This window comes from Candidatus Thiothrix phosphatis (genome assembly GCF_035668035.1).
GTDB classification, from domain to species: domain Bacteria; phylum Pseudomonadota; class Gammaproteobacteria; order Thiotrichales; family Thiotrichaceae; genus Thiothrix; species Thiothrix phosphatis.
The window spans coordinates 1-2,842 of sequence record NZ_JAYMYJ010000059.1 but is presented as its reverse complement, the minus strand read 5'-3'; the positions used below and the strand labels follow the sequence as shown (position 1 = coordinate 2,842).

Genomic DNA, 2,842 nt, shown 5'->3' with positions numbered 1-2,842 from the left:
CCCAACCTTCCGCGCTCACTGCCGTTCCCTTGTGCAGGCCGGGTGATCCCCCTCCCCGCCTGGCATCATTGACGCAGCCTCCCCCGTTCTCGCCGAAGGGCGTAAGCCGCAGTGCGGCTGTGACATGGCATTTTTAAAGGAGGACAAGACGATGCAAGACATGGAAAAGCTACACCACCTTGGCGGTGGGGAGTTCTGTTTCAAGTGGGATGGTAACGGTGATGTGCGGGGCTACCGACCACCCGCAGGGTTTGAGGCAACGGCAGACCTGACCGACCGTCACCCGGTGACAGGTGAACAACTGGCGGTATCTGAATGGTGGATGTTCCTGAAACCCGAAGGAGGTGAACAATGAATGTACTGGAACTGATGGATGATGTGATCCATGCCCTGAACCAGCTACCCAATACGCGGCTGTCTGGCAGGTTCAAGAATACCTACGGGTTGGTGGCTGCACTGGAACAGGCACAGCGGCAAAACGGTATCCGGCTGGAAATCCGGGGCGGTGTGTTGCAAGCGCCAGTCATGGCTGATTTTGCCCAAGGTATCCGGGTGGAGCTGTTTGACCATGATGATGGTGGGCAGTCAATCGTTGCGGTGGTGGATAAGGGGGAGGTTGGGCATGGATAATCCAGACCAAGCTAAAATCTGCACACGGTATTCACACCGGGAAAACCTGAAACGGGCAAGGCAGGCAAGGGAACACTTCCAGCACCTACAGGCCATGACGGTCAGGGCAGATGTACCGGACAGTTTTCAGGCATTGCGCCAGCACCGCCAGCAACTGCGCCAATGGAGGGGGTTGATGGTCTACTGGATGGATGCCGCCAGTGAAGGCAGGCGGCAGTACCAGCACCGCAAGGCGGTTGACGACCCGCAGTTGCATTGTTTCCGCTTTGTGACCGGCTCATTTGTCGCTTACAACCCGACAGTTTCCCGTCAGTAGCAAGCCTTTTGGGTATCCCGGAGCGCGGCTACCCTGCCCCGGTTGGCAGGGTAGCCGGGTTAAGCCCGGGTGCGGGTTTATTTTCCGCCGTGCCGTCGGGGGTCAGGGCTGCCAGCCTGCCTTTCAGTTCCGCTGCGGTTGCCTTGGCCTGTTCTTCAGCCTGCTGGCTTTGCTCCAGCCGTTGTTTCAGTTCCCCTTCTCTGCTGGCTGCATCCTCCAGCCGGGTCTGGAGGATGGCAAGCTGTTGCTGGACTTCCTGCTGCCCTGCTCTTGCCTGATCCCGTGCGGTTCTCAGGCTGTCTTGCTGTTGTTGAGCTGCGATGAGTTGCCCATTCAGTGCCTGTTGGGTGCTTTCGGCGTTTTTCAGGTCGGCTTTCAGGGTGGTGTTTTCCAGCTCAAGCTGTTGGTGCGTCTGGCTGGCGGCCTCCAGCTTGTCCTGCAAGGTGCTGATGGTGGTTTGGTGTTCCCTCACCTGCCCTTCCAGTATCCGGGTTTGGGTTTCGTTGACGGTTAGCTGTTTTTCCAGTTCGCGGTTACGGGCTTTTTCATCTTTGGCTTCCAATGTGGCCTTCTCGGCCTTGTCGGTCATGGTCGTCAGCCGTTCCTGCAAGCGGGAGTTGTCGGCATTGACCCGTTTGAGTTCCGTCTGAAGTTGTTCCGCCGCTTCCTGTAGGCGGGCATTCTCGCTGTCCAGTTGTTCAACGGTGTCCATCGCTTCCGCCACTTCCACCTCAGCGGTTTCCTTGGCCTTGCGGGCGGCTGAAATGCTTTCACGTACACGGGACTCGGCAATTTCCTGTGCCCTGCCATACATACGTTTGGCCAGCTCATCCAGGCTGCCCTTGGTGGCATCCAGTGCATCGGCAAATTCAGTCGGCAATTCCACCCGGTGGGATACCACCTGCCCTTCCAGGGCATTTTGCTGGCTTTCTTCCCAGATGGTTTTGATTCGGGCTGGATTGCCACCTCCCAGAATGTTGCGGATGGCAAAAGGTGTGACCCGTTTCTTATCCGTCAGCAATTGCATCCCTGCTTCGATGATCTGCTCGTTGGTGTAGGTGGCTGGCTTCATGTGGGGCGCTCCTGATTTGTCTGCCGACCATTATATATTAACTTTACTTACATAACAAACTAACTTAACATACTTACTTAATAAAACAGCTACGACCATGAAGCCATGTATACAAGCAGACTCTGGGTACATCCTGAAAAGCGGCGTTATTACCGGGCATCCGTCTATAAGGATTTGCTGGGGCATTGGGTAATGGTCAGGGATTGGGGTTCACTGGATACGAAACTGGGTGGTACAAAGACCGAATTGCTGGAAGGTTTCTGGCAAGGGAAGGCGCAACTGGAAGCGGTTGGCAAGCGGCGGGCAAATCACCGTTATCGGCTGGTGGAAACTGATGGTATCGGCCTTGGTGTTTGTTGATTGCCTAATATGTAAGCAATGCGTGATATGCTACTGTTTTATTGGGGCGGTTCCTGGTTAGGGTGTCGTTTATACACGGCGTTATCCACAGATTCTGTGGATAGGTTATGGGTAGCTTGGCTATTGGTCGTGCAAAGCTATGGTGTAATGGTGAGTATCAGACTGTCAGTGATCCATGCGGTCGGCAGATGGTGCAGTGTTATGAATTTTTTCAACCAAGACAGAAGGATAGGTATTCCATGTCCAGTATTGATATATCCAATTTGAGTGTTGCCGAGCTTGCGGCATTAAAAGGCAGCATTGAAAGTATCATCGGTGGCCGCCGTGAAAGTGAATTGATCCGGTTGCGTGAGACGTTTGAGGACATGGCAGCAGAGTCAGGTTTTACTCTTGAAGAGGTCATGCAGGCTACCCCTTCCAAGAAGCGTGCTGCTGTTCAAGCTAAGTACCGCAACCCGGATAAC

Annotated in this window: 6 protein-coding genes; 5 read left to right on the top strand and 1 reads right to left on the bottom strand. The window is 54.6% G+C overall.

The genetic code is table 11. From position 1 onward, the window contains the following. Positions 1 to 151 precede the first annotated feature (151 nt). From VSS37_RS07210 to VSS37_RS07200, 3 genes are read left to right on the top strand one after another with little or no spacing between them, the layout of a single operon-like run. Positions 152 to 355 (top strand): hypothetical protein, encoded by a 204-nt coding sequence (locus VSS37_RS07210; RefSeq protein WP_324694129.1) that lies wholly within the window; start codon positions 152 to 154, stop codon positions 353 to 355. After that, positions 352 to 630, top strand: coding sequence for a hypothetical protein (locus VSS37_RS07205; protein WP_324694128.1), 279 nt, complete (start codon positions 352 to 354; stop codon positions 628 to 630). The genes VSS37_RS07210 and VSS37_RS07205 overlap by 4 nt, the downstream gene beginning before the upstream one ends. Further along, positions 623 to 946 carry a hypothetical protein gene (locus tag VSS37_RS07200; RefSeq protein ID WP_324694127.1) on the top strand — a complete coding sequence of 108 codons (324 nt, stop codon included), beginning with the start codon at positions 623 to 625 and terminating at the stop codon, positions 944 to 946. The genes VSS37_RS07205 and VSS37_RS07200 overlap by 8 nt, the downstream gene beginning before the upstream one ends. A 28-nt stretch (positions 947 to 974) precedes the next feature. On the opposite strand, the gene VSS37_RS07195 is transcribed toward VSS37_RS07200, so the two are convergent. Beyond that, a complete protein-coding gene (locus VSS37_RS07195) occupies positions 975 to 2,018 on the bottom strand; it encodes a DNA-binding protein (protein WP_324694126.1) in 1,044 nt (347 codons plus the stop codon). Positions 2,019 to 2,123: 105 nt separating this feature from the next. On the opposite strand from VSS37_RS07195, the gene VSS37_RS07190 reads away from it, so the two are divergent. Further along, positions 2,124 to 2,378 (top strand): hypothetical protein, encoded by a 255-nt coding sequence (locus VSS37_RS07190; RefSeq protein WP_324694125.1) that lies wholly within the window; start codon positions 2,124 to 2,126, stop codon positions 2,376 to 2,378. A 239-nt stretch (positions 2,379 to 2,617) separates the two neighbouring features. Next, positions 2,618 to 2,842 (top strand): H-NS histone family protein (locus VSS37_RS07185; RefSeq protein ID WP_324694124.1); only part of this gene is annotated, 225 nt, incomplete at its 3' end.

What these genes read in the sequence shown, in the direction of transcription:
- VSS37_RS07195 (WP_324694126.1), bottom strand. Translation starts at nt 2,018, where the DNA reads ATGAAGCCAGCCACCTACACCAACGAGCAGATCATCGAAGCAGGGATG.
- VSS37_RS07200 (WP_324694127.1), top strand. Translation starts at nt 623, where the DNA reads ATGGATAATCCAGACCAAGCTAAAATCTGCACACGGTATTCACACCGG.
- VSS37_RS07190 (WP_324694125.1), top strand. Translation starts at nt 2,124, where the DNA reads ATGTATACAAGCAGACTCTGGGTACATCCTGAAAAGCGGCGTTATTAC.
- VSS37_RS07210 (WP_324694129.1), top strand. Translation starts at nt 152, where the DNA reads ATGCAAGACATGGAAAAGCTACACCACCTTGGCGGTGGGGAGTTCTGT.
- VSS37_RS07205 (WP_324694128.1), top strand. Translation starts at nt 352, where the DNA reads ATGAATGTACTGGAACTGATGGATGATGTGATCCATGCCCTGAACCAG.